This is a genomic window from Streptomyces sp. NRRL S-350, assembly GCF_000719705.1.
In the GTDB taxonomy this organism is placed as follows: domain Bacteria; phylum Actinomycetota; class Actinomycetes; order Streptomycetales; family Streptomycetaceae; genus Kitasatospora.
Genome location: NZ_JOHO01000053.1, coordinates 1 through 20,926, shown reverse-complemented (window position 1 = coordinate 20,926; position 20,926 = coordinate 1). Strand labels below are relative to the sequence as shown.

The window sequence follows — 20,926 nt, the reverse complement described above, 5'->3', positions numbered from 1 at the left end:
CCGCCTGAGCCTCAGCGTCGGAATGGCATCGGCCGGCACCACCTACCCGGCCAACGTCCCCGGTTGTGCCGGGGGCATGGTGGTCTCGTTCTACAGCGGGCACAACCACGTGCAGGGCTACGCGACCTCCACCACCGGTGACTCCTGCAGCGTGTACCTCTCGCAGTCGAACGGCGGGCACTCGGACGCGTCGACCACCGGTGCCACGGTCTGGACCGCGGAGCTCCCGGACGCCGGAATCACCTCGTACGTCGTCGTGTGCAACGGGAACACCCGCCGGTGCGCCACCAGCGCCTCGTACTGACAGCCCCGGCCGGTCCCCGGAACCGGGGGATGCGACTGGCATGGCCGCATGACCTGGAGTCGCATGTTCACCGTGGCCGCCAGTCGATCGTCACCCCGTGTCGGTGCTCTGCGGCAGGATGATCGCCGTGAACACCGAGATGCTGATAGACGTCTGGCAGCGGCTTCTTGCCGACCCTCGCAAGTCGTGGGTGCTGTTCGAGCACGGCACTTGTGTCGTGCTGACCACTCCGGAAGGAGAGCCGGCTGAACAGGCCGCCGCCCTGCTGGAGGAGTTCGGTCCGGTGCATGCCGGATCTTTGGCAGGAGATTTCGGGGTGATCGACCTCAAGGACGCCGAGGGATGGATCGTCACGGGGCACCACAACGACGTCCTCACCTATGTCGGCCCGGATGAGCCTCAGGATCAGTCGGAGATCGCTGTGGGGCTGTTCGGGCGCTCCAAGCGCCATCGGGATGGCACAGAACTCCACGTCGTCCACGTTGAGGACAAGCGAGGCTCAGCCGACTCGGCGTGAGTGCTCACGTCCTGCCGCAGGCCCTCGGGGTCGGTCTTGAGGAACCAGGCGGCGGCATTGATGGCCGGCTCGTCCCAGATGATCGTGAAGCTCAAGCGGTGGACCCGAGACCGAGCTGGGCACGGACCTGCTCGTGCGGCACGGCCGCGGCCGCGTCGGCCACCTGTCGGGCCCGGTACCGGGCCAGGGCCAGGGCCAGGGCCACGGCCAGGGCAGGGACGTCCTCGAGGTCGGCCGGCTCCTGGGGATTGATGAGGACCGCGGCGGGCTGACCGTGGCCGGTGATGGTGATGCGCTCACGGGCGTGGGAAGCAGGCCGGACCAGCTTCCCGAGACGGGCCCGGGCCTCCGTGATGGGCACGATGTCACTCATGCACCGAACTGACACTCCTTTACTCTTCCGTACAGACCGGTGCCGGCCACGCCCTTCTGGCGTGGCCGGCACCGATGAGCCGGAGGTGGAGCGAATTCACGTCACGGAAATCCGACGGCGACCCGAGTGGTGCGGGGACTTGCGGTGGTGACGCCGGGCGAAATCCGTTCGGGGACCGCTCCGCCGGTTCGTCAGAGGATCCGGATGGAGTTCACCTTCGGCGGGCGGTTCGGGAACGAGATGTCGGTCCAGCGGTTGACCCTCACCGAGTCGCCGTTGGCGTCGGAGTAGACCAGGTCGTTGTTCCCCGTGGAGATCCGGTCGATCCACCAGCCGCCGAAGCCGATCGTTCCCCCGTTCGCATAGCAGTCGACGCTGTCACGGCCGTCGAGGTGCGACCAGATCTTCAGGAAGTCATTGCGGCTCCCGTCGCACTGGACGTGGTCGATGGCGAAGGCACTGCCGGACGGTACGGCCACGGTGAGCGTGGCCGCCACGGCGAAGGCCGCGGCCACCGAGCCCACGGCCCTCTTCGCGTTCGAGAACATAGATCCTCCCCAGTCGAATGAAATTATGAATCGGATTCCACTGCGCAACGGTTTTCCGCTGCATCGTGCTCGATCAGTATCCGTACAGTTTTTTCGAGGGTCAATTGAACACTCCTTGACCCAGCGCGTTCTCGGTCATTTTCATCCGGAATTTCCGCAAGGCGTGGGGCACGTTGTTCTGGTGTGGCCCGAGAGGTTCCGGGCCGGGCGGCCGGGGCGTCGGCCGAAGACGACCTGCCGGCCGCTCCGACCTGGGGTGCGGTGGGACCGCCGAACGCGCCCGACTGGTACTCCGGGGCATGTGGCTGGGAGAGGGGGGTGGGGCTGGCGCGTTCACGCGATGACGTGTCGCGTGCTGCCGCCCAGTCGCAATGCAGCCGGAAGACCTTCGGAACGTACGGTCGGCGGCCTCGCACGGCACCACGGGTGGACTCCGGCCGCCGGGCGGCACGCAGCGGGACGGCCCCGACCCGGGTGGCGCGGGTGGTGCGGGCGACGGCGAGAGCGGCGCGGTGGCGCTCTCGCTGTTGCCGGACGTGCCTGTCCCACCGACTCCCCCTACCGACCGGTGCGCGGCCGCACGGCGGGAAGGCGGGAAGGCGGGAAGGCGGGACTCCGGCTGGCGGGTGGCTCGCCGACATGCCGGCGGCCGCAGCGGCGACACCATAAAGGTCGGGCGGATCCCGGTCGAGCTGATCCCGGTCGAGCAACGCCGGTCGCCTCGGCGGATCCTCCCTTTTCCCGAGCGCGGCACAATTCCGCCGCCATCCCCGGGCGCGGAGCCTCCCGTAAATCAGCGAGGGCACGAAGAGCGGCGCAATTGTCGATATGCGGAGCAGCGTAATTCATGATGCGCCACGCCATACGGTCGGCCGTCATGGATTCCGTCACAAGGACACGGCTTCACCAGGTAAGTCAAGACTTACCTTCGGAGGACTTCGACCGTATGGTGTGGTCCGAATCTAAGGAGCCACCCTTGTCGGAAGTGAATGATCCCGCTGCCCGTGCGGTCGAATCGGAGCAGGATTGTGTGTCCTCCCTGTACGAGCTGCTCGCCGAGCGGCTTTCCGAGGCACGAGTACACCGGGCGAGCGTGCTGAAGGCCCCGGCGGACAGCCCCGACGCGGCATACGAGAGGGAAATCGCCGCCGAGCGTCTGGCCAGGGAGATCGGCCGGCTGGAGGGCGCCGAAAAGGGCCTGGTCTTCGGGCGCATCGACCGGACGGACGGCACGGCCCTGCGCATCGGGAGGATAGGACTGCACACGGAGGAGGACGACCTGCCCCTGCTCGTGGACTGGCGCGCTAACGCGGCGCGGCCCTTCTACGAGGCGACACCGGTCCACCCGATGGGCCTGCGGCGGCGCCGGCACCTGCGCCTCGAGGAGCGCACGGTCGTCTCGGTGAGCGACGAACTGCTGGACGGGACCGACCCGACCGACGAGGACGTCGTGGGGGACGGCCCGCTGACCGAGGCTCTGTCGGCGCGGCGTACGGGCAGGATGCACGCGGCCGTCGCGACGCTGCAGGCCGAGCAGGACGAGATCGTCCGCTCCGCCCACCGCGGGGTGACCGTGGTGCAGGGCGGCCCCGGCACCGGCAAGACGGTGGTCGCCCTGCACCGGGCCGCCTACGTCCTGTACGCGTTCCCGCGCGCCGCGCAGGAGGGCGTCCTGGTGGTGGGCCCCAACGCCCGGTTCCTCGACTACATCTCACAGGTCCTTCCCTCGCTCGGGGAGAACGACGTCGTTCTGTCGACCTGCCGCGAACTGGCCGCCGTGCCCGCGGACACGGCGGACCCGTTCGACACGGCACGCCTCAAGGGCGGCTCCGACCTCGCCGACGCCCTGGCCGCCCTGCTGCGCACCCGCCAAGCCCCCGCCGGGGACTTCACCGTGCGGGTCGGACGGGAACCGGTCCACCTGTCCGCCGGGGAAGTCGCCACCGCACGCGACGCCGCCGTGGCGGCCGCGCCGGGGCACAACCCCGCGCGCCAGGTGTTCAAGGAGCTCCTGGTCGAGGCCGTCACCGACGCGATGCAGCGGGACATGGGCGATCTCCTGGAGCAGATCGACGCCGACGCCGCCAGGATGACGGGCATGGACCTCGACCGGTTCACGGGCGCCGCCCAGCGCCGTGCCGAAGGCGCGGCCGACTCCGGTCCGGCCCACGAGATGGACCTGGACGCCGTCCGAGCCGATCTCCTCGACGACGCCGGCGTCGACCGAGCGGTCGAGGCGTTGTGGCCGCGGCTGGCACCCGGTGACCTCGTGAAGGCACTCCTGACGGACGCCGACGCGCTCGCCGAGTTCCTGCCCCGCCTGACCGCGCGGGAACGTTCCCTCCTGCTGCGCGGTCCGGACGCCCCGTGGACCGATGCCGACCTGCCGTTGCTGGACGAGGCGGCGAGCCTGCTCGCCGGACCCCCCGAGCGGACGTACGGGCACGTCGTCGTCGACGAGGCGCAGGAACTGACCGCCATGCAGTGGCGGATGATCGTCCGCCGCTGCCCGGCGAGGGCGATGACGCTGGTGGGCGACTTCGCCCAGGCGGGCCCGGTCGCGACGGCACGCGACTGGAAGGAGGCGCTGAGCCCCCACGTCGGGCCGCGGTTCAGACTGCACCACCTGACCGTCAGCTACCGCACCACGCAGGAGATCCTGGACGGCGTCCAGGCCCTGCTCACGCGGATCGCCCCGGACCAGAAGCCCACCCGGGCACTTCGAAACGGAGAGAGCCCTCGCACCGTGACCGCACCCGCGGACGGGTCGGTCGCCGCCGTCGTCGTCCGCGAGCTCCGCGCCCAGGGCACCGCGCACCCGGGCGAACTCCTGGGAGTGATCTGCGCGGACTCCATGGTGAACGAGCTGACGGCCCACGGCATCGCCCACCACGCACGCATCGTGCCGGCCTCCGAAGCACGCGGCCTGGAATTCGACGGGGTCGTCGTCCTGAACCCCGAGGAGATCATCGCGGCCCGCCCGGGCGGGGAAAGGGACTTGTACGTGGCCCTGACCCGGGCCACCAAGCGCCTCTGCACCATCACCGTCCAGCCCGCCTGACCACTCGGCGCCCGCCTCGCCGCGGCGGTTGCACCCGGCGCGGGCGCACCCGGCGCGGCGACGCGACGGCAACGGCGACGGCGACGGCGACGGCGGGCGACGCTAGTCCCGGCCGTCGGGCTTCAGGGGCCGGCCCTCCAGGGAGGTGGTCGTGAGCGACACGCGGAGCTCGGTGATGACGTCGGTGCCGCCGACCGCCGCGCAGGTCAACTCCAGCAGCACGAAGCCCACGCGGTGCTTTCCGCGCACCATGCCGGAGCCGACCAGGCCGCCGACACCCTCGCACAACCACTCGTAGGCGCTCTGCGTGTCGCCGTCCTGCCATCCCTTGAGATCCGCCGCCTCGATGCCGAGCGCCAGCTTCTCGGCCAGGTACTCGGGGTCGAGGACGCTGCGGAAGCGGATCGTCAGGCGATCGAACCCGTGGCCCGCGCCGAACTCCCAGAGCGCCCCCAACTCATGGACGCCGTTCGCCCGGGGCACGGCTTCGAGGAGCCAGTCGTACCGCTCCAGGAAGGGTGCGTGGAGGTCCAGCCACCGGTCGCGTTCGCGTGGCCGGCCCGGCCCGGGGCCCAGTGCCTCCTCGAAGTCCGGCCAGGCCACCTCGGGGCAGTCCCAACGCCCGGGCCACGACCGGACCTTCTCCTCGTTGGCGATGAACTTCGCACGCCCGGCGTCCGCTTCCCGCCGATTCCGCCTGCCCAGGACCATGCGTACCAGCCTTCCCGGTCGCCCCGTCGGCCGCGGCTCCGTGCCCGATCGCGACCCGAGCCCGGCAGGTGGCCGTCGGATCAGCGTATCGGCACACGGACGGTCGAAAATCACTACGCTGCAACGGAGTTGAGCCTCCGGGTCGGCCAGAGGTCCATGCGGAGCCGGACGGCGGGAACGTGGTCCAGGTCGATCGGCGCGCCGTGGCGGGCGGGTGGCCTCGAAGGGCTACTCGACGTGATCCAGCCGTCCCTGGTCCACGGGCGAGGGCCGCCGGCGGAATCGGAGCCGCCCGCGCCCCGCAGATCACCACCCAAGCGGCCGCCGCGGGTTCGGACCGGCGCCCACAGGCCTGTCGGGTGCGCGGAGCTACGGGACTGAGCCCAGGCAACGCCCCAACACCCATACGGGCGACGACGAACGGACGATGCACCACCCTGGGGGGCCATCGGCACGAAAATGCCTCGCAAGCCTTCACCGCCATGGACTCGGTCACGGGGAGGACAAGTACCTCACCAACGCCAAGCCGTCGCTCGACGGCTGCCCCCCGCGGGTGCGGGGAGGACCACGAAGTCCTTCGCAAGGTCCTTCGCAGTTCCGGCTGACCCCCGCGGGTGCGGGGAGGACTGGACCGTCCACCAGATGGGCCGCCCCACACGCGGCTGACCCCTGCGGATGCGGGGAGGACGACCGAAGGCGCGACATCTCCTCGGCGACCATCGGCTGACCCCCGCGGGTGCGGGGAGGCCACGACGCGTTCCTTGGCGATCGTCTGGGCGGGCGGCTGACCCCCGCGGGTGCGGGGAGGACGTTGAGCTGGCGTTCCAGGGCCTCGTACTCGCCGGCTGACCCCCGCGGGTGCGGGGAGGACGTGACCGTCTTCCCGGGTGGGACGTTCTCGACCGGCTGACCCCCGCGGGTGCGGGGAGGACGGGTCGCTGGTCACGGACAATTTCACCGACACCGGCTGACCCCCGCGGGTGCGGGGAGGACGCAACTGCCAGCGACGGCCCCGCGACCCTGGCCGGCTGACCCCCGCGGGTGCGGGGAGGACGTTCATCGCCTGAGAGGAGGTGGTCTCATGGGCGGCTGACCCCCGCGGGTGCGGGGAGGACACTTCGTGACCTGCGGCGGAGTATCGGCTTTGCTATTTCTTGACCAGTTGGCGGCCCGGGCTGAGTGGTGCTTCGTCCGGCGGGCGCACAAGTTGTCGGGGTGTCAAGGATCGCTCGTGCATCGTGTCACGGTCGGCCTGGCGAGAGCCACTGCCGATCCACCGGTCGCCGATCGGCCCTTATGGACGGGTGGGGGCAGAGCACCTTTCGTGGCGGTGAGCCCACGTGATCGAAGCGAAAACCGCTGCCCCCACCAGCACGAGCCGAACTCCGGGTCCAGTCGCTCTTGTAGCGTTGCGGGATGGGGGCTGATCGCTTTTGGCCTGGGACGAACTACGTCTGGCCTGCGGCTTCCTGCGTCTCTTCCTTTTCCTGACCTTCAGCGGTCTGCAAGCCCGCCATGGCGACCAGTGTCAGCCCGTCGAAGTCCACAGGTTTCCGTCGCTGCTCGCCTGCCGTCCGCAGTTCGAAGCCCTGCTCGTTGGCCGCTGTGTGGACCAGCACCGCCACGCCGGCTCCGACGCAGCCGCTGACGGCCTGCCACAGTTCCTCGCGCACCTTGGCGGAGATGGTGCCGACGTACAGCTGGGGTGTGACCTCGATGAGCCAGCGGGTGAGGGCACCGCGCACGTGGTCGGGGACCGCCGTGACGGAGAGGACGGTCATGGCCGCCACGGGTACGCCCCTCCCGGGTGCGGGTGTGCGGGCCGGTCGGGCCTCACAGCAGTTCCTCCCCCGCGTAGTTGGTCCCGCCCGGGATGGGGCCGGAGACCGGGTCCCACAGGTCGACGAGCTGTTCCTCCGGGTCGGGCAGGGTGATGTCCTGGTCCGGGGCGAGCAGGCGCTGGATGTCGGTGACGATGCGCGGCAGTAGGCGGAACAGGCGCAGGCGGTCGCGGAAGCCTCGGCGGGCGTCGGCTTCGGGCTGCGGGGAGTCGTGGAGGGAGAAGGCGAGCGGGATGGTGAGTTCGGCCTTGTACAGGTCGGCGATGTCGTAGACGAACGCCTGCTGGTTGCCGTTGTGTACGAAGCCGAGGGCCGGCGAGCAGCCGAGGGCGAGGACGGCCGCGTGGACGATGCCGTAGAGGCAGGTGTTGGCGGCGGAGAGGGCTTGGTTGACCGGGTCCTGGGTGTCCCAGGAGCCCGGGTCGTAGTTGCGGCGGAAGCGGCCGATGCGGTGCTGCTGGGCGAGGAGCCGGTAGTGGGCCTTGACTCGTTGGCCTTCCAGGCCGCGTAGCTGTGCGAGGCCGCTGCCGGGCGGGGCGGTGGCGGGGCCGAAGCGCTGCTCGTACATGGCGTGGGCGACGGCCAGGCGGGTGGTGTCGTCCGCCCAGGCGCGGGCCTGGCGTTCGAGCCAGGTGGTGCTGAGGGATTCGGGGACGGTGGCGGCGTAGCAGCGGACTGCGCCGGATCCGGCGATGACGACGGTGGTGCCGTGGCGGGCGAAGGTGGTCAGGGCCCGGGCGGTGATGGAGGTGCCGGGGCCGAGGAGGACGCAGCTGAGGGCGGCGGTGGGCAGGTAGACGGTCTCGGTGCCGCGGTGGGGGCTGGTGACCTCGGCGCAGACGCCGGTGTCGTCCTGGACGATGCGGACGATGTCGCGGTAGAGGAAGGAGAGGGAGTCGGCGACGCGGGGCAGCATGGCGACGGTGGGCGCGGCGAGTCTGCGCCGGGCGGCGCCGGGGTCGGGGCGGCGGGCGGTCACCGGGGCCCCCGGTGGGGGGCGATGCTGAGGAGGCCGCAGCCGTAGGCCTTGCCCTTGCCGATGCCTTCGGTGAGGCGGGTGCGCAGGAGGTCCGGGTCGGTGATGACGGCGGTGCCCTCGAACAGGACGCGGTCGTGTTTGACGGGCCGTTGGTCGCTACGCCGGTGGCCCTTGGCGGCTTCGAGGGGGCTGGAGTGGAGGGTGCCGAGGTCGAGGCCGGAGGACTTGGCCTGCCGGGCCCACCAGTCGTCGGCGGCCACGCCCTGGAGCGGGACGACGGCCTTGAGCCGGTAGAGCTCACGGGTGGCCCGGCCGGGCTTGCGGATCGGGTTGGCGGCGATGCGGTAGCGGATGTTCAGGCCGGGCCGCAGGGCGTCGAGGAGCGGGGTGAGGGGCTTGGTCACGGCGTGGCCGTATCCCGTGGGGAGGCGGTCGAGGTCGGGCCGCTCGGCGCTCTGGAGGAGGATCCGGTCTCCGGCGGGCGTGGGGTCGGTGCGGAAGAGGACGCCGAGCCTGCGGCGCGGTTGGTCGGCGGCGACGTGGTCGGGGAAGAGCGACATCATGCGGTGGTGCAGGTCGACGGCGCCGGCGGTGTCGCGGCGGGCGTCGCGGCTGCGGGGGTCGGGGATGATGCGGGTGAGCCACGTGGTCATGCGGGGATGCTTTCCGGGCGGGTGGTGTGCCGGGTCAGGTAGTCGCCGAGGGCGGTCAGGTAGCCGGCGGCGAGGCCCTTGCAGCGGTCGGCGGGCAGGGTGAGGGTGCGCTGGTAGCGGGGGCGGGCGCGGTAGGCCCGTCGCCGGGGGTGGAAGTCGATGGGGTCGTCGGTGACTTCGCCGGCGGGGGTGCTGCCGTCGTCGCTCCCGGGCTGGGGGTGGTCGCCGAGGCGGTCGAGCGGCTGGTCGCCGTGGAAGACGACGTCGACGCTCTTGCTGTCTGGGCGGGCCCGCCGGGCGATCGGCAGGTGGACGAGGTGGTGCAGGGGGTCGTCGACCAGGCCGAGCAGCAGTGGGCCCTCGGGCGGGCAGGAGCGACGTCCCAGGTAGGGCGGCCAGTGCGGGTTGCGCAGTGCCTCCGCCCAGCTGGCGAGGTCTTCGGAGTGCGCGGTGGTGACGACGGCGGTGAAGGCGGCGTCGGCGAGGTAGTAGCGGTGGGACAGCAGGGTCGCGGTGGCCCCGGTGCGCTTCTTCCCTTCGGCGGTGGTGACCGTGCGGGCGGCGGGCAGGCCGCCGCCGACGGTGTGCAGGTCGCGCAGGACGACGCCCGCCCGGTCGGTGCGGACGGTCAGCGAGAGGGTGACGAGGTCGTCGATGTCCTCGCCCCGCTTCCGGCCGAGGGCCGCGGCGAGCAGGCCGATGACGCCGGAGCGGGTGGGGAAGGGCGCGGTGTCGCGCTCGTTGAACGTGCCGGTCTCGCCCCAGGACTGCAGCGGCGCGGCCAGCCGCAGCAGCAGTCCTCGGGTGGGGGCGGGGCTGGGGGTGCTCATGCGCCGGCTCCGGCGGTGGCGCCGGCGGCATCGGTGCGGGCGGGGGTGAAGGCCGCGTCGACGGCGGTGTCGACGAGCTGGGAGAAGGAGTCGACGCGGGTGCCCAGGCCGTCGAGGTCCTTGTCCTCGAGGCTCGCCCAGGCCGCGGTGACGGTGCCGCGCTTGCCGAGGAGCTTGTTGGCGGCGGTGGCGTACCGGGCCAGGGTCGCGCGGGAGGCGGAGCCGTACCCGCCGTTCTCGTGGGAGTCGACCGGCTGTTCGAAGGCGGCGGCGTAGGAGAGCGGGCGGTCGCTGCGGACGGCGATGTGGACGAGGTCGGGGATGGTGTGGGGCGCCGTCGCGGTCTTCTTGGCGCGGGGGAGCGAGAGGATGAAGGCCTCGGCGAACCCGGCGGCGAGTTCGCGGGCGGCCTCGCGGTCGCCGCCGAGGTTGCTCTCCAGGTCGGCGAGGTCGACGGTGGCGTAGCGGTAGAAGACGCCGGCGCTGAACTCGGCGTGGCCCATGTGGGCGCTGCCGGTGGTGTCGCCCCAGGCGGAGGTGACGTCGTCGACCGCGGAGAAGTAGTCCAGTTCGACGTCGGTGCCGTGGGTGGTGAGGGCGTGGGCGACCTGCACGGCGCCGTCGACACCGGCGTCGTCGACTTCGGCGAGCATGCGGCCGAAGAGGTTGATGACGCCGTTGCGGCTGCGCAGGATGGCGTCGACGGCGTCCTTGGGCAGGACGCTCTTGTCGCCGGCCTTCTTGATGTCCTTGGCGCTCTCGAGGTCGGCGCGGTGCTTCTCGGCGAGCGCGGCGAGTTCGGCGACGGCGGTCTCGGGCACGTACACCATGGCGTTGGTGGTGATGACGGGCGAGTCCTTGGCCGTCTCGAACTTGATGCTGCTGCCGGCGGCGACGTGCTGGCCCGCGCGCTGGGCGAGCTGGGCGGGCCAGCCGTGCTGCTCCTCGAGGAGGCGGGTGACGCGGGCGCCGATGCGGCGGGTGCGCAGGGCCTGCTCGCCGAAGCTGTCCTGGAAGTACTCGCGGACGGCGCGCTTCCAGGACTGGCTGCTGACGCGGGTGCGCTCGGTGTCGCCGTACCGGACGGTCTTGACGGAATTGTTGTCGTCGCGGTTGAGGTTGGCGAACGGGACGCTCTGGACGACGTGGATGTCGAGGAAGCGGGCGGTGGTGCGGTCGGGGCCGGGCATGCTCTGCTCCTGGGTTCGGCGTGTGCGGTGGGTCCGTACGGGGTCGGGGCGCTCAGGCCTCGACGGCTCGACGGTGGGGTCCTCAGGCCTCGGGGGCGGTGCCGTCCGTGCCGTCGGTGTCGGCGGCGGTGTCCGTCGCGTCGTCCTGGTCGTCGTCGTGCTCGCGGGCCCGGCGCTCGCCGTCCTTCTGCAGGGCCCGGTGGTAGTCCTGGAGCCAGGTCCGCTTGACGGCGCCGGAGTGGCGCCGCCACTGGCAGAGGTCGATGAGCAGCCTGGCCCAGTCGATCTCCACGTCGCTGTCGCGCAGTTGCCGGACGGCTCCGGGCAGGTGGCGGTGCAGACCGTCGACGCTCTGCCGGCTCAGCAGGTTGAGGCGGGTCTCGGCCGAGGTCTCGCGCAGACCTCCGGCCTGGCCGCCCTTCAGGACACCCTCAGCGAAGGCGTGGCCGAGGCTGCGCGGCGGGATCCGCTTGGCGGCGCCGGGTTCCTTGTCCTCCGGCCGGTCGGCGGGCCGGCCGGGCGCGTCCGGCGCCGCCTCGGCGGCCGCCGCCTCCTCGCCCGTCGGCTGGTCCTTCGACCCGCTCTTCCTCGACGTCTCGGCCTTCGCGGCGGCGTACTGGTCGCGGCGCTGCGCGGCGATCAGGGCGGCGACGGTGTAGAAGGCGCGCTGGACGTCGCGGCTGCGCGTCTGCTCCTCGGTCAGCCAGGAGGCTACGTAGCGGTGCATGAACGGCACCGCGTCCACGTCCTTGCCGACGCCACGGCGCAGGGCGGCGCGGACACCGGGATCCTCGTGGCTGCGCTCGTCGATCCTGGTGGCGAAGGCACGTGCCCGCTCCCGCGAGGGGATGAGGGAGGACTCCCTCGGCGTGCCGACCGCGTCGTCCGCCGGTTTGGCGGGCCCGGGGATGGTGTTCGTGGTGCTCATGCGTCCTCCGTACTGGTGGTGCGGCCGCCGGCCGCGCCGGTACCGCCGGTCCTGGCCGGGCGCTTCACCGGGCCGCCGTACAGCTCGATGCGGGCGGTGGTGCAGGCCTTGGCTCCGCGCATGGTTCCCAGCGCGCCGTAGGTGACGGTGTCGTAGGCCTGCTCGGCGAGGACGCGGAAGGCCACGGCGGCGCCGTCGAAGTCGCGTTCGTCGAGGCGCTTCCAGAACTCGGCCTCGGCGGCGGGCCAGTAGCGGGCCGCGGCGTCGACGGCCCAGGTGCAGTCGCGGATCTTGGGGGCGGTGGTGTAGCCGGCCCACGCCTTCTTGACAGCCCGGTCGAGCCGGTTGCCGTACCGCTCCCCCAGAACGCGCAGGCGGCCGATCTCGACGGCGACGGCGGGTTCCGTGTCCTCGGCGAGCCCGAGGACCGGTGGGGTGACCGCGTCGACGAACTGGATGTCCTTGGCCTGCCCGTCCTGTTCGAATCCCAGGCGCGTACCCGCAGCTTCTCCGAGACCTCCGGCGCGGTGCGGAACACTTCCGGGCGCCGTGGCCGGGCGCTGCCTGCGGGGTCGTTGAGCAGCAGGGCGTCCAGGTCGCGCCACAGCGCGCGCCGGGAGTCGGCGGGACGGGGGTAGGGGTTGCCCTCCTTGCTGGTCTGCCAGATCAGGTACAGGTCACCCTCGCGGGAGACCTTGAGTTGGTTCGCCCAGGTGATGAACGCGTCCTCGACGTGGGCGCCGGTGGTGTCGGGTACGAGCAGCAGGGCGTGCTGGGAGCGGGCGGTGAGTTCGGAGCACGGGCCCTTCAGGGGCGGCGGAGCGGCCACGGGGTCGGGCAGCTCGTCCCGCTCCCACGGGCAGAGGTCGCTGTCGCGGGAGACGCCCCCGACGGGTTCGGGAAGTCCGGCGAGCAGAGTCTCGAACAGCGTCTCGCCCTCCGGGTGGTAGGAGAGCGTGCTTCGCAGCGGTCCGGCCTTGCTGCCGGCCGCCTTGGTACCGCCGACTGTCCGGCTGGAGCACCGTCCGGAGGGGCCGTAGTAGTGCCAGACGAGCAGGTGCAGGACGGCCTGGTCGGGCGTGGGCAGCTCGGGTGCGGTGCTGTTGACGTGCACGAACCAGGAGTGGTTGTTGCCCGAGGGCCGGGTGGTGATGAGCTTGTCGACGCCGGCGGTGTTCGCCGGGTCGCACTGGTCGACCAGCCGCGGGTCCTGCAGGAAGGGCCTCTCGGCATCGAAGAGGTCGAAGCGGCCGTGGATCGGCGTGACGTACCGGGCGACCTGCTCCTCGCCGAAGCTTCCCGTGGTGACCAGATCGTCGCGGCGCTCGGACCAGTCGCCGGGACCGGCTTCGTCGAGTTCGGTCACACGGGCGGTGATCGCGTACAGGATGCGGTACAGCGCGGAGAGGGCCGGCGGGACCGCGATCTCGATCTGCTCGATCTCGTGTGCGCGCAGCAGGAGTTCGCGCAGTCCGACCTTGGGCGGGTAGGTGGTGGCGGAGTTCGCCGTGTCGTTCGTCTCCTGGCCGGGGATCCAGCGGACGGGGATCCAGCGGACGGGGATCCACGGTTCGTCGAGGAGGTTGTAGGCGGGTGGTGCGGATGTCATGCGGCCTCCGGCGAGGCGAGTGCGGGTGATCACAGGGTGGGTAGGCTCTGCGCGATCCCCGCGAGCGAGCGGGGGTGAGCCGTGCGGTGCCTAGGAAGCGGCCGTGTCGGCAGACCTGTCCCCGCGCAAGCGGGGGTCACGCCGGGCCCGGACGGGCGACTCTCCTGCCCGGGACCAGCTCAGCCAACGTATCGTCAAGTGCGGTGCCTATGACGCTAGTTCTCGGATATTCCCACCTTCGAGTACACGAGCCGCCGCTCCCCCAGCCGACCCGTCCACTGGTCACCCCTGCGGCGCACGCGCAGCAGTGCCAGGTCGGTGAGCAGGGGCCGGTCGTTCCAGGCCTTCGGCACTTCGTTCTCCTCCGTGCGGCCGGCGAGCCAGCGACCGGGCAGCGGCACGGTGTGCCGCATGATCAGCGCGATCTCGTCCCGGTTCGCCGCCGCTGTGGGCAGCGGAACGTCGCGGTCGGGATCGAGGCTCCATCCGTTCCCCCGTTCGAAGACGCACACGGCACGGCCGCTGTCCGCGCCGAGGCGCGTGGTCAGCAGGTCGTCCGCGACGGCGAAGCCACGCTCGCTGAGTCGGGAGAGGTCGCCGACCACGTCGTACGGTGCCGGGATCACGGTGATCTCCGCCAGCTGCTCCTCGGCGGCAGCCGAGGCGATGCGCTCGGCGTCCATCCGCTCGAGTTCCCGCGAGGCGGCCTTCTCCAGCCCTGCCCCGAAGTCGTCCGCGTAGACCTCGTCCACGAGCTTCTGGACGTCTCCCGGGACCTCGACCCCACCGTCGGCCCGGTCTTCGAGGAGCAGACCGGTGCGGCGCAGCAGGGATGCGTCGTAGACGGTGCCCCACGATCGGGGCGCAGCCACGCGGCCCTTGTCATCGAGCGGTTCGAGCACGATCATGCGCGGCTCGGTGGCCGGGCCGGTCCACGCAGGGCGGTCGGGGCGGTCGTGGCGCTTGCCGCGGCCGGCCCGCTGCAGGAGCTGCGCGAGCGGCGCGAGGTCCGAGACGATCAGGTCGAAGTCGAGGTCGAGCGACTGCTCGACGATCTGGGTGGCCACCAGGATCGACCCCTCACGCGGGGTGGCCGCCGCCGCGTCGTTCGCGGGCTTCCCGTACGCGGCCTCGCACTCGGTGGTGATGCGCTGCCGCTCGTGGGCGGGATAGCGGGAGTGCAGCAGCCGCAGGCCGCCGTCACGCGCGGCGAGCTGGGGCAGGACCGACTCCAGGTAGCGGTAGGTGCGCTGGGCTTCGTCCACGGTGGTGCAGCAGACCAGGACGCAGCCTCCTTCGGTGGTGACCGGAGCGAGGATCTCGCGCAGGGCGTCACGCCGCCCCTGCACTCCGGGCTTCTTCACGACGCCCCGGTCCTGGACGTCCCAGTGCACCCGACGGGTCTCCACACGCAGGGTTCGGGCACGGCTGCTGCCCACCTCGCGCGGCGTGGACACCTCGCCGCTGCCCGCGTCCACGAAGAGCCAGCCCGGATAGCAGGGCTCCACCGCGGACGGCTCACGGAAGCCCGCACCGCGCCGGTAGGCGTCGACGAGCGACGACGCCGCGTTGCCGGTCAGGGTCGCCGACAGCAGCACGACCGGCGCGCCGAAGGCACCGAGCCATTCCAGCAGCCGCACCAGCAGGCTGTGCATCCACGGGCCGTAGGCGTGCGCCTCGTCCACCACCAGTACCTTGTTCGACAGGCCGAAGAGCCGCAGGAAGCCGTAGCGGACCGGCAGTACCCCGGTGAGGGCCTGGTCGACGGTGCCGTTGGCGAGCGGTGCGAGCAGGCCCCGCCGACCGGTGCGCAGCCACTGGCCGGCCTCGGTGTCCGCGAGAACGGCCGACCCGTCCGTCGTTCCCTCCCCCGGGGCGTAGTCCGGGCTGAGCCAGGCCATGCCGTGCAGCAGTGTGAGCGCGCGATCGCCCTCGACGTTGTCCTTGGCGAACCTGCGGACCCGGGTGAACATCGCGTCCGCCGTGGCCATCGTCGGCAGTGCGAAGTAGACCCCGGAGGCACCCGAAGCCCTCGCGATCACGGAGGCCGCGTGCAGGGCCGTCTCGGTCTTGCCGTCCCCGGTCGGGGCTGTGACCAGCAGCAGTCCGGGCCCCTTCACCACCCCGGGCAGGTACTCCGCGACGTCGGCCTGGAGCTTGTTCGGGGGGAACGGGAACTGCTGTGTGAAGGGCCGGTCCGGAAACGCCGCCCGCCCGAGGCCGGCCTCGCGGACCCACCGCGGCGCGGCCCCGGCCGCCGCCTCGAAGTGCTCGGCGAGCTCCGAGTCCCCGGTCCTCCAGTCCTCCCCAGGCATCCGCGGCTCGATGACGTCGACCTGGCTGGCCAACCAGTCGGCCACCACGACCAGCCCGGCGACCACCACCGCCACCTCACCGGGCAGCACCGACTCCGGCGGCTTGTCGCTCCCGACCGCCCGACGGACCGCGTGGGCGTGTGCGAGCCGCTGGCCCCGCCAGCCCTCGGCAGCGCCGAGAGCGGGCTGATAGCCCGACGGATTGTTGATCTGCTTCACCTGCAGCGCGGGGGCGAAGCATCCGTGGTGCCCGCCGAGCAGCTGGGCGATCTGGTGGGCCGGCGACTTCCCGACCGGCCTGTGGAGCGGATAGCCGCACTGCTTGAAGAACTCCACCAGCCCCCAGTGCGTGGCCGTCTCGTGCCTCAGGTTCCCGCTACGCCTCGCCGCCGGATTGTCCTCCGCGTACGCCGGGTCCTGCGCCAGCTTCGCGAACTCCTCGGCGACCTGCTGCTGGAAGTGCAGCGAGATCTTCCCGATGTCGTGGAGCCCGGCCCACAGCATCACCATCACCCGGGCGTCGCCCTCACTGACGCCCACCGCCCCGGCGATCCGCGCCCGCACGCGCCGGCTCAGGACCGCGTCCCACAGCGCGCCAGCGGCGGCGGCCGTGTCCAGAAGGTGACAGATCACGGGGTACGGACCGGGCAGGCCGGCACTCTTTCCCCACAGGCGGGAGTCGGGACCGACCGGCTCGAAGCCGCCAACAGGCGCGCTCTCGTTCATGCCTGAGGATCTATCAGCTACCACTGACAATCCTCACGGCCCGCACATCGGATCCGGGAACGGGCGAGGGGCCGGGCCGACAGGCCCCCGCCGCATCGTCCGACGTCATCGGCACCCGACGAGCGCGTACGGGTAGTTCGCGTAACGAATTCAGACACTGCCAGTCAGGCCCAACCACCCCCTAGGTTGGAGCTTTTGGCCACCTTCTGGGCAGGCACGGCACCGGTTCGGACTTCTGCGATCAGGTCGGCCCCCACAGCGGCAGGACCACCACCGCCGACGGATCGCGCGCATCTACCTGCTCAGCCCTCGGCAAAGAGCACCCCCTTCTAGCCCCTCCACCGAGACTCAGCAGGAGCCCCCACCCGCCCCCGACCGCCGAACCCACCTTCACCGCCCATGGCATCATGTAGGCGCTCCTTGACACCTGGACACTGGGCATCAGCCGCACCTCCCACATGGTCAAGAAGTTGCAAACCGGCTAGAACGCCGCAGGTCACGAAGCCTCCTCCCCGCACCCGCGGGGGTCAGCCGCACCCCCACACGAAGGAGAGCGCCTGATGGCCCTCCTCCCCGCGCCTGCGGGGGTCAGCCGTGGCGGGTGGACCCGCTGGCCCTGCTGCTCTCCTCCTCCCCGCGCCTGCGGGGGTCAGCCGGCCAGGTCGCCCTGGTAGTTCCACAGGGTTTCCTCCTCCCCGCGCCTGCGGGGGTCAGCCGAGGTGGTGCAGCCCGAGGTGGCTCTGGCGAGCCTCCTCCCCGCGCCTGCGGGGGTCAGCCGCTCGACACCGAGCGCAGCGTGCGGATCAAGGTCTCCTCCCCGCGCCTGCGGGGGTCAGCCGCCGGCCGTCGTCGTCGCCGTGTGCTGCTGCGGCTCCTCCCCGCGCCTGCGGGGGTCAGCCGATGCTGCCCGACACCGCGCCCGTCACCCCGGACTCCTCCCCGCGCCTGCGGGGGTCAGCCGCCATCCTCGGGCTGTTCAGCGGGGAAGGGGAACTCCTCCCCGCGCCTGCGGGGGTCAGCCGGCGTCCGCCCCCGGGAACGGCGGCACGTTGGTCTCCTCCCCGCGCCTGCGGGGGTCAGCCGGTGCTGGCGACGTCGACCATCACCGTGGGGGCCTCCTCCCCGCGCCTGCGGGGGTCAGCCGGCCCTCGGCATGTCTGAGTGGTGGGTGAAGGACTCTTCCCCGCACCTGCGGGGGTCAGCCGACCTCCACCTGAGTCACGGGTGCCCACCCACTCTCCTCCCCGCACCTGCGGGGGTCAGCCGCGCATGGAGGCCAAGGTCGCGGTCCTGGCCAGCTCCTCCCCGCACCTGCGGGGGTCAGCCGCAGGCGAGCAGGAACATGATCAGGCCCACGATCTCCTCCCCGCACCCGCGGGGGGCAGCCACACTCTGACCCACGCTGACGAGGCAAGGCGCCCTCCTCCCCGCACACGCGGAGGTCAGCCGCAGATACTCGGCGCCTGGATCCGCTGGCTGGGCTCCTCCCCGCACCCGCGGGGGTCAGCCGGTGCCAACCGTCGACGTGGATCCGGTGACCGGCTCCTCCCCGCACCTGCGGGGGTCAGCCGATGCCGCTTCGGTGGCGTGGCGGTGGTCGTCCCTCCTCCCCGCACCCGCGGGGGTCAGCCGCTCGTCCTCTACCCGGCGGGTACCGTCTGCCCCGGCTGACAGGTGGGGAAGGCGCCCGACCCGGCCGCCCGCCCTGGTCGTCCGCCCCAGGCCCCGGGGCCGGACCTGTGGGGTACGGGTCCACCTGCTCGGCCGCACTCGGGCGGAGTTGCGCCGGCACGCGCCAGCCTGGGCAGGCGACGAGGTCCGCCCCGGTCTCGCGGCCCGCGCCTACCTGCCCGGCTGCCGGGGGACAAGGGCGGTGCGGTCGAACGGGCCTCCGTGGGAGGCGGCGTACGCGACGGCGTCGTTGACGGCATCGAGGCCGAAGGCACGGACCCGTTCCGGGGCGAGGTCCAGGGCGCCCGAGGCGAGGAGTCGGATGATGCCGACGTTGGCGGTGCGCGGGTACATCCACTGGCCGCGCACGGTGATCGAGTTGCGCATGATCCACGGGTACGGGAGGGCGAGGTCGTCGCCACCGAGCATGCCGACGCCGCCCATGAGGACGACGCGGCCGTACTCGCGCACGGTCATGGCGGCCGTGCGCGCCGCCGCGCTGGGTGCGCTCGGCGGTAGCAGGTCGATCACCATGTCGACCGGACCGCCGGCCGCCGCGGACATCGCCGCCCGGTCGCGGGCCTCGTCCCCGGTGAGCGGGACCGGGCGTACCCGCGGACCGAACCGGTCGGAGAGGAGGTCGAGCGCGGCCCGGTTGCGGCCCGGGGCGACGACCCGGCCCGCCCCCATGGCGAGGGCGACCGCGACCGCACTGCTGCCGAGGTTGCCGGTGGACCCGCTGACGAGCAGCGTCTCGCCGGCCGCGAGCCCGCCGGCCAGCAGCCCGCCGTAGGCGATGACGTGCACGCCGAGCGCGGCCCAGCGGGCCGGGTCGTCCCCAGCCGCCGCGGGCAGCGGGAAGACGTTCTCCGTCGGGACCCGCATGAGCTCGGCGAACGACCCGTCGTGCAGGTACCGGGCGAGGCGGGCGCCGCCCTCGCCGCGGGAGCTCCAGCCCTGGAGCGTGATGTCGGGCGTCAGGGCGTCGTCGCGCGAGCGCACCGTGCAGTCGCACCACACCAGGTCGCCGGGGCGCAGCCGGGTGGCGTCCGGGCCCGCGTGGACGACCCGTCCGACGCCGCCGATCCCGGGCACGACCGGAGGGACCAGGGGGTAGTTCCGCTCGCCGCCGAAGATCTCCGCGGCGTACGGGGCCACGTAGGCGGCGAGGACTTCGACCAGCACCTCACCGCCGCCGGCCTCGGGGTCGGGTACCTCCCGCACCGTGAGCGGGGCACCGAACTGCGTGAGAACCGCTGCTCGCATGTGATGGCCTCCGTGTTCGTCCGTCGTGCGTCGTGCGAGCGTCGTCCGCGCGCTGTCCGCGCGTTGTCCGTCCGGCTCCGTCGTGATCGACACTAGGAGCCCGGAGGGCATGCGGGAAGCGACGATCGCGCATGTGTGGTATGCGTACAACGCATGGACATCTCCAGCGCGGGCCTGCGGGTCCTGCAGCAGATCGCCGAGTGCGGCAGCTTCACCGCAGCGGCCGCCCGGCTCGGCTACACCCAGTCGGCGGTCTCACGCCAGGCCGCCTCCCTCGAACGAAGCGCCGGCACCGCCCTGTTCGAACGCCACCCCGGCGGAGTGCGGCTCACCCCCGCGGGTCTGACCCTGCTGCGCCACGCCCACACGATCCTGGACTGCCTCACGGCCGCCGAGCGTGACCTCACCGGCACCGTCCCGCGGACCGAACCGGTGCGGCTGGGGCTGTTCCTGAGCGCGGGCGCGGCCATCCTGCCCACCACGCTCGCCCGCCTCGCGGCAACCGACCCGCGGATCACGGTGACGACCACCGACGGCGCCACGCCCACCCTGGTCCGGGCACTGCGCGCGGGCTCGATCGACCTCGCCGTCCTGACGTCCCGCCCGCCCCACCGGCCCGTGGACGGCGAGTCTCCGCGCCTGCACGTCGAGACCGTCGCGGACACCGAACTGGTTGTGGCGGCGCCTTCGGCGGGCGCGTTCGCCGGCCGCACCACCGTGCACGTCGACGAACTGGTCGACGCCCCGTGGATCGCCACCCCGGCGTCGGACTCCGAGCCACTGCTCGGTGTCTGGCCCGGTCTGCCCGGGCGGCCGCACATCGTCCACCGCGCGCGCGACTGGCTGACGAAGCTCCACCTGGTCGCCGGCGGCTTCGGAGTGACGACAGCGCCCTCGCGGCTCTCGCCGGTGCTGCCCGCCGGGGTGAGCCTGCTGCACGTCGAAGGCGCACCTCCGGAGATCCGCCGGGTCCTCGTCGCGCGACTCCCCGGCCGGACCACCCCGGCGATCACGGCCGTCACCCGGGCAATCGTGTCGACCGCCTGAGGCGGCCCTGGCGCGGGGGAAGCCGGACGGGCCGCGTCGCGCTTACCGCGCCGCGTTCACGCGGCCTCCTCCGTGGGGCCTCGCAGCCCGACCACGGGACGTCGGAGGCCACCGCGCACCGGGTCGCGGCCGGACCGCTCCGCTCGCCCGACGAGAGCGGCGCCGCCGTGCCGGGGCAGCGTCCGGCGGTCCCACGGCCGCCGACGTCCTGCAGCGCGCCGCGTCCGACGACCTTCCCGAGGTCGCCCCCCCGTCCCACCCGTCGTCGGCGCCATCGATCGTTACGGAAAGTCACCGCGATGTGAGCTGGATCGCCTTTCGGCGGGCGCCGGACGGGGGTGGCCCGTGACGGTCATC

Annotated in this window: 16 protein-coding genes, 1 pseudogene and 1 CRISPR repeat array; of the genes and pseudogenes, 4 read left to right on the top strand and 13 right to left on the bottom strand. The window is 72.3% G+C overall.

All coding sequences use genetic code 11. From position 1 onward, the window contains the following. The first annotated feature begins 22 nt into the window (after positions 1 to 22). Entirely contained in the window at positions 23 to 304 is a 282-nt protein-coding gene (locus IF30_RS0131765; RefSeq protein WP_030244912.1) for a hypothetical protein, read from the top strand. Positions 305 to 422: 118 nt separating this feature from the next. After that, positions 423 to 821 carry a hypothetical protein gene (locus IF30_RS0131760; protein WP_030244911.1) on the top strand — a complete coding sequence of 133 codons (399 nt, stop codon included), beginning with the start codon at positions 423 to 425 and terminating at the stop codon, positions 819 to 821. A 91-nt stretch (positions 822 to 912) separates the two neighbouring features. Here IF30_RS0131760 and IF30_RS0131755 read toward each other — a convergent pair whose 3' ends face one another. Both IF30_RS0131755 and IF30_RS0131750 read right to left on the bottom strand, forming a co-directional pair. Beyond that, complete coding sequence (locus IF30_RS0131755) at positions 913 to 1,194, bottom strand: type II toxin-antitoxin system Phd/YefM family antitoxin (RefSeq protein WP_030244909.1); 282 nt, start codon at positions 1,192 to 1,194, stop codon at positions 913 to 915. A 191-nt stretch (positions 1,195 to 1,385) separates the two neighbouring features. Further along, positions 1,386 to 1,742, bottom strand: a complete 357-nt coding sequence (locus tag IF30_RS0131750; RefSeq protein ID WP_030244908.1) for a beta/gamma crystallin domain-containing protein — start codon at positions 1,740 to 1,742, stop codon at positions 1,386 to 1,388. A gap of 1,030 nt (positions 1,743 to 2,772) precedes the next feature. On the opposite strand from IF30_RS0131750, the gene IF30_RS0131745 reads away from it, so the two are divergent. Next, positions 2,773 to 4,803 carry a HelD family protein gene (locus IF30_RS0131745; protein WP_030244907.1) on the top strand — a complete coding sequence of 677 codons (2,031 nt, stop codon included), beginning with the start codon at positions 2,773 to 2,775 and terminating at the stop codon, positions 4,801 to 4,803. Positions 4,804 to 4,905: 102 nt separating this feature from the next. On the opposite strand, the gene IF30_RS0131740 is transcribed toward IF30_RS0131745, so the two are convergent. From IF30_RS0131740 to IF30_RS0131695, 11 genes and pseudogenes are all read right to left on the bottom strand, one after another. Next, the gene (locus tag IF30_RS0131740; protein WP_030244906.1) at positions 4,906 to 5,514 is read right to left on the bottom strand and encodes a hypothetical protein; all 609 of its coding nucleotides are present in this window, start codon (positions 5,512 to 5,514) and stop codon (positions 4,906 to 4,908) included. Between the two features lie 1,448 nt (positions 5,515 to 6,962). Then, positions 6,963 to 7,304 carry a type I-E CRISPR-associated endoribonuclease Cas2e gene (gene cas2e / locus IF30_RS0131735; protein ID WP_030244905.1) on the bottom strand — a complete coding sequence of 114 codons (342 nt, stop codon included), beginning with the start codon at positions 7,302 to 7,304 and terminating at the stop codon, positions 6,963 to 6,965. A gap of 43 nt (positions 7,305 to 7,347) precedes the next feature. Beyond that, positions 7,348 to 8,271 (bottom strand): type I-E CRISPR-associated endonuclease Cas1e, encoded by a 924-nt coding sequence (cas1e, locus tag IF30_RS0131730; protein ID WP_078891871.1) that lies wholly within the window; start codon positions 8,269 to 8,271, stop codon positions 7,348 to 7,350. Positions 8,272 to 8,330: 59 nt separating this feature from the next. Beyond that, complete coding sequence (cas6e, locus tag IF30_RS0131725; protein WP_030244902.1) at positions 8,331 to 8,987, bottom strand: type I-E CRISPR-associated protein Cas6/Cse3/CasE; 657 nt, start codon at positions 8,985 to 8,987, stop codon at positions 8,331 to 8,333. After that, positions 8,984 to 9,817, bottom strand: coding sequence for a type I-E CRISPR-associated protein Cas5/CasD (gene cas5e, locus IF30_RS0131720; protein WP_030244901.1), 834 nt, complete (start codon positions 9,815 to 9,817; stop codon positions 8,984 to 8,986). The genes cas6e and cas5e overlap by 4 nt, the downstream gene beginning before the upstream one ends. Further along, positions 9,814 to 11,007, bottom strand: a complete 1,194-nt coding sequence (gene cas7e / locus IF30_RS0131715; RefSeq protein ID WP_030244900.1) for a type I-E CRISPR-associated protein Cas7/Cse4/CasC — start codon at positions 11,005 to 11,007, stop codon at positions 9,814 to 9,816. Before cas7e ends, cas5e begins: the two co-directional genes overlap by 4 nt. 82 nt (positions 11,008 to 11,089) lie before the next feature. Then, entirely contained in the window at positions 11,090 to 11,935 is an 846-nt protein-coding gene (casB, locus tag IF30_RS0131710; RefSeq protein ID WP_051711667.1) for a type I-E CRISPR-associated protein Cse2/CasB, read from the bottom strand. Beyond that, positions 11,932 to 12,540 (bottom strand): type I-E CRISPR-associated protein Cse1/CasA, encoded by a 609-nt coding sequence (locus IF30_RS50655; RefSeq protein WP_063752873.1) that lies wholly within the window; start codon positions 12,538 to 12,540, stop codon positions 11,932 to 11,934. Before IF30_RS50655 ends, casB begins: the two co-directional genes overlap by 4 nt. Beyond that, positions 12,486 to 13,544 (bottom strand): annotated as a pseudogene (casA, locus tag IF30_RS45800) (type I-E CRISPR-associated protein Cse1/CasA); the annotation flags it as partial. The pseudogene casA and the gene IF30_RS50655, both read right to left, overlap by 55 nt. A 215-nt stretch (positions 13,545 to 13,759) precedes the next feature. Continuing rightward, positions 13,760 to 16,585 (bottom strand): CRISPR-associated helicase/endonuclease Cas3, encoded by a 2,826-nt coding sequence (locus tag IF30_RS0131700; protein ID WP_051711666.1) that lies wholly within the window; start codon positions 16,583 to 16,585, stop codon positions 13,760 to 13,762. Between the two features lie 505 nt (positions 16,586 to 17,090). Beyond that, a CRISPR array of direct repeats spans positions 17,091 to 18,217; the repeat unit is 29 nt; unit sequence CTCCTCCCCGCGCCTGCGGGGGTCAGCCG. A gap of 210 nt (positions 18,218 to 18,427) precedes the next feature. After that, on the bottom strand, positions 18,428 to 19,522 hold the full coding sequence (locus IF30_RS0131695) for an alcohol dehydrogenase catalytic domain-containing protein (RefSeq protein ID WP_030244895.1): 1,095 nt from the start codon (positions 19,520 to 19,522) through the stop codon (positions 18,428 to 18,430). A 153-nt stretch (positions 19,523 to 19,675) separates the two neighbouring features. On the opposite strand from IF30_RS0131695, the gene IF30_RS0131690 reads away from it, so the two are divergent. Beyond that, positions 19,676 to 20,569, top strand: a complete 894-nt coding sequence (locus IF30_RS0131690; RefSeq protein WP_030244892.1) for a LysR family transcriptional regulator — start codon at positions 19,676 to 19,678, stop codon at positions 20,567 to 20,569. The last annotated feature ends 357 nt before the right edge of the window (positions 20,570 to 20,926 follow it).

Bases quoted from the DNA above. Each gene is read 5' to 3' on its own strand.
- IF30_RS0131690 (WP_030244892.1), top strand. From the start codon at position 19,676: ATGGACATCTCCAGCGCGGGCCTGCGGGTCCTGCAGCAGATCGCCGAG.
- IF30_RS0131700 (WP_051711666.1), bottom strand. From the start codon at position 16,585: ATGAACGAGAGCGCGCCTGTTGGCGGCTTCGAGCCGGTCGGTCCCGAC.
- cas1e (WP_078891871.1), bottom strand. From the start codon at position 8,271: ATGCTGCCCCGCGTCGCCGACTCCCTCTCCTTCCTCTACCGCGACATC.
- cas5e (WP_030244901.1), bottom strand. From the start codon at position 9,817: ATGAGCACCCCCAGCCCCGCCCCCACCCGAGGACTGCTGCTGCGGCTG.
- IF30_RS0131695 (WP_030244895.1), bottom strand. From the start codon at position 19,522: ATGCGAGCAGCGGTTCTCACGCAGTTCGGTGCCCCGCTCACGGTGCGG.
- casB (WP_051711667.1), bottom strand. From the start codon at position 11,935: ATGAGCACCACGAACACCATCCCCGGGCCCGCCAAACCGGCGGACGAC.
- cas7e (WP_030244900.1), bottom strand. From the start codon at position 11,007: ATGCCCGGCCCCGACCGCACCACCGCCCGCTTCCTCGACATCCACGTC.
- IF30_RS0131755 (WP_030244909.1), bottom strand. From the start codon at position 1,194: ATGAGTGACATCGTGCCCATCACGGAGGCCCGGGCCCGTCTCGGGAAG.
- IF30_RS0131740 (WP_030244906.1), bottom strand. From the start codon at position 5,514: ATGGTCCTGGGCAGGCGGAATCGGCGGGAAGCGGACGCCGGGCGTGCG.
- IF30_RS0131750 (WP_030244908.1), bottom strand. From the start codon at position 1,742: ATGTTCTCGAACGCGAAGAGGGCCGTGGGCTCGGTGGCCGCGGCCTTC.
- cas6e (WP_030244902.1), bottom strand. From the start codon at position 8,987: ATGACCACGTGGCTCACCCGCATCATCCCCGACCCCCGCAGCCGCGAC.
- IF30_RS0131765 (WP_030244912.1), top strand. From the start codon at position 23: ATGGCATCGGCCGGCACCACCTACCCGGCCAACGTCCCCGGTTGTGCC.
- IF30_RS0131760 (WP_030244911.1), top strand. From the start codon at position 423: ATGATCGCCGTGAACACCGAGATGCTGATAGACGTCTGGCAGCGGCTT.